The following is a 3,656-nucleotide window of genomic DNA, read 5'->3' on the forward strand; positions in this document are numbered from 1 at the left end:
GCCATTGCCGCAGTCACGAAATCCGGCGGCAATGAAACGCATGGAAACGTTTACGTCAATCGCACCGGCAGCAACTGGACCTCATTGAGCCCGATTCAGGAGCGTGACAAGGCCAACAAGATCGAACCTCCTTCCTACAAGCAGATCGAAGGCGGCTTCAGCATCGGCGGCGCCATCAAGCCGGACGCGCTGCACTACTTCCTGGCCTACGACGGCAAGCAGATCGAGAAGCCGCGCCAGCTCACGGCGATGAACCTGGAAAAGTACCCGGGCAGTCCGGGCCTGATTCCCAGCATCGCAGCGCAGCAGGAGGCTTTCAAGGGGCAGTTCAAGGAGCATTTGGTGTTTGGCAAGCTGTCCGCCGAGATCGACGACCGCCAGCGCCTCGACCTTTCCATGACGCTGCGCAAGGAAACCAGCTATGCGGTGGACGGCGACCGTTTCGCATCGAGCACTGCCATCAACAACAACAACGATGAATCCCGCGTCGACCTCAAGCACGAGTACGCGGCCGACAGCTGGCTCAACGAGGCACGCATCGGCTGGGAGAGCACCAAATGGAATCCGCAGTCGGATTCGACCGATCCGCAGGTCCGCTACAAGTACTCGCCGACCGACCGTATCAACAACGTCCAGGACATCTTCTTTACTGGCGGCTCGCCCAACGCGCAGGACCGGCGCCAGAGTGGCGTCTACCTGAAGGACGACTTCACCTACACCGGTCTGAGGGGGCACGTCATCAAGACCGGCGTGCAGTTCAAGGCAATGAAGTACGAGCTCAGYGGCACGGCCAACCGTGTGCCGACCATCGAGACGGTGCTGAACACGACGACCGGCCAGCCCTACTACAACGGCTTGGCCTGCACGGGCACCAACGTCAACAGCAGCGGGCTGTCCAGCGACCAGTGCAACATCCGCCTGGCCATTCCCAGCGCTTCGGCGAGCTTCAGGAACAACCAGTACGGCATCTACCTGCAGGACGACTGGAAGCTGACCAAGCAGCTCGAACTCAATCTCGGCGCACGCTGGGACTATGAGGACAACATGCTAAACAACAGCTACGCGACGCCGGCCGACCGCGTAGCCATGCTGAATGCCCTGGACGGCCGCACCGTCGACGGCATCACTGCGCCTCCCGGCCAGACCTACGCTCAGACCTTGGCCAAGGCAGGCATCAACATCGCCGACTACATCTCCAGCGGTAGCTCCCGCAAGCCCTTCAAGGGGGCTTTCGCGCCGCGCCTGGGCGCGTCCTTCGACGTGCTGGGCGACAAGGCCACGGTCGTCTACGGCGGCTGGGGCCGCAGCTACGACCGCAAGATGGCCAATAACGCCATCGATGAATTGCAGAAGAACGCGGCACCCAACGGCGAGACCTGGCTGATCCGCAACGAGTTCAAGATGCCTTTCGCGGACCAGATGAGCCTGGGCGTGCGCCAGGCCCTGGGGCAATGGAACGCGGATATCGCCGTCTCCAAGATCCACGCCAAGAACCAGTTCATCTGGTTCCTTGGCAACCGGGACCCCAATGGCGGCTTCGGCAATACCAACTCGCTGGATCCGTTGTGGGGCGGCGCGCCGCGCAACTACGGCGCGCTGGTAATAGGCGACTTCGTCGGCCAGAACAAGGCGACCAGCCTCTTCCTGTCGCTGGAGAAGCCCTACACCCAGGCCAGTGGGTGGAGCATGACGGTGGCCTACACCTACACCGATGCCAAGACCACCAACGAGCAGTGGTCGGACGACATCTTCGACTGGACGTATGGCAAGGCCACGTATGGCTTCAATCCCACCAAGGACGCCGAGAAGCATCGCCTGGTGGTGGGCGGCTTGGTCGACAACCTGCCTTGGGGCATGCAGCTCTCCGGCAAGCTGACGGTAGGCGATGGGCAGCCGCGGCGCGTGCCCGACTGCCACAATGGTTTCCCGCAGTGCGTGGCCGTGGCTCGTGGCTCCGACACCTTCAAGCAATTGGACCTGGCGCTGGCCAAGAACTTCAAGGTGTACGGAGGGGACCTGCAGGTCCGGCTCGATGTGCTGAACCTGTTCAACACAGCCAACTGGGGCTACTACAACGACTGGGTCGGCGGTCCCTCCACCCCCCCGAAGAACGCGCTGGGTGGCGACAACCCCGACTTCGACACCCGCACCGGCGTGCGCGGCTCGATGCGGCAGTTCAAGCTGGGCGTGAGCTACTCGTTCTGATCTGAAAGCCCCGGGAGCCGGCCGCGCCGAGCGCGCGGCCGGCTCCCACAATCACCCCCATCATGAGTTTGCTGACCCGACGCGCCGTCCTGGCCCACGGCGCCGGCCTCGCCCTGGCCGCCAACCTGCCCAGCTGGGCCGAGGCGCCGGCGCAAGCCGCCGACACCTTCCTCGCCGACCTCGAGCGGCGCACCTTCGACTTCTTCTGGGAGACGACCGATGCCCGCACCGGCCTGGCGCCCGACCGCTGGCCCACCCCTTCATTCGCCAGCATCGCGGCCGTCGGCTTTGCGCTGAGCGCCTATCCCGTCGGCGTGGCGCGCGGCTACATCACGCGAGCGCAGGCCGCCCAGCGTACGTTGACGACGCTGCGCTTCTTCGCCGGCCTGCCCCAAGGCCCGGGCAAGACCGGCGTGGCGGGCCRCAAGGGCTTTTTCTATCACTTCCTCGACATGAAGGAGGGCCTGCGCTTCGACCGCTGCGAGCTCTCCACCGTCGATACGGCTCTGCTGCTGATGGGCGCCCTGCATGCCCAGAGCTTCTTTGACGGCGAGCATGCCGACGAGGTCGCCATCCGCAAACTGGCGGACGAGCTCTATGGCCGCGTCGACTGGGCCTGGGCCCAGGTGCGCCCGCCGTCCATCAGCCACGGCTGGTCGCCGGAGAAGGGCTTCATCCGCAGCGACTGGAAGGGCTACAACGAGGCGATGCTGGTCTATCTGCTGGCACTCGGTTCGCCGACCCATCCGGTCAAGCCCGAGGCCTGGGACGCCTGGACCAGCACCTACGACCAGCAGAGTTGGGGCGAAAGCTACGGTCAGACCTTCCTGCGCTTCCCGCCGCTGTTCGGCCACCAGTTCACGCACTGCTGGGTGGACTTCCGCGGCATCCGCGACGCCTACATGCGTGACAAGGGCTTGGACTATTTCGAGAACTCGCGCCGCGCCACCTATGTGCAGCAGGCCTATGCCCAGGCCAACCCGCTGGGCTGGCAGGGCTACAGCGCCGAGGTCTGGGGCGTCAGCGCCAGCGACGGCCCGGCCGACATCTCGCTGCAGTACACCACCACCGCCGGCAAGACCGTGAAGCGCCGCTTCATCAGCTATGCCGGCCGCGGCATGGGCCTGCATGACGACGGCACGCTGGCGCCCTATGCGGCCGGCGGCTCCATCGCTTTCGCGCCCGAGATCGTCATCCCGGCGCTGATGGCCATCAAGGAGCGCTACCCGCACACCTGGGGCCGCTATGGTTTCTGGGATGCCTTCAACCCCAGCTTCAACTTCCCCGATGTGCGCCTCACGCATGGCCGCATCGAGCCCGGCAAGGGATGGGTGGACACCGACATGCTGGGCATCGACCAGGGCCCGCTGCTCGCGATGATGGGCAACCATCGCGGCGAGCTGGTGTGGCAGGCGATGCGCAAGAACGCCCACCTCATCAAGGGCTTGAAG

The 3,656-nt window shown here is 64.8% G+C and carries 2 protein-coding genes; both read left to right on the plus strand.

Going from position 1 to position 3,656, the window contains the following annotated elements; all coding sequences use genetic code 11:
• Nucleotides 1–2,205: TonB-dependent receptor domain-containing protein (locus AC1DU6_RS23515; RefSeq protein ID WP_477859996.1), on the plus strand; the 2,205-nt coding region annotated here is incomplete at its 5' end.
• A 62-nt stretch (nucleotides 2,206–2,267) separates the two neighbouring features.
• The coding region (locus tag AC1DU6_RS23520; protein WP_477859998.1) for a glucoamylase family protein at nucleotides 2,268–3,656 on the plus strand (1,389 nt) is incomplete at its 3' end.

The sequence above is a fragment of the Roseateles sp. P5_B10 genome (assembly GCF_056400485.1).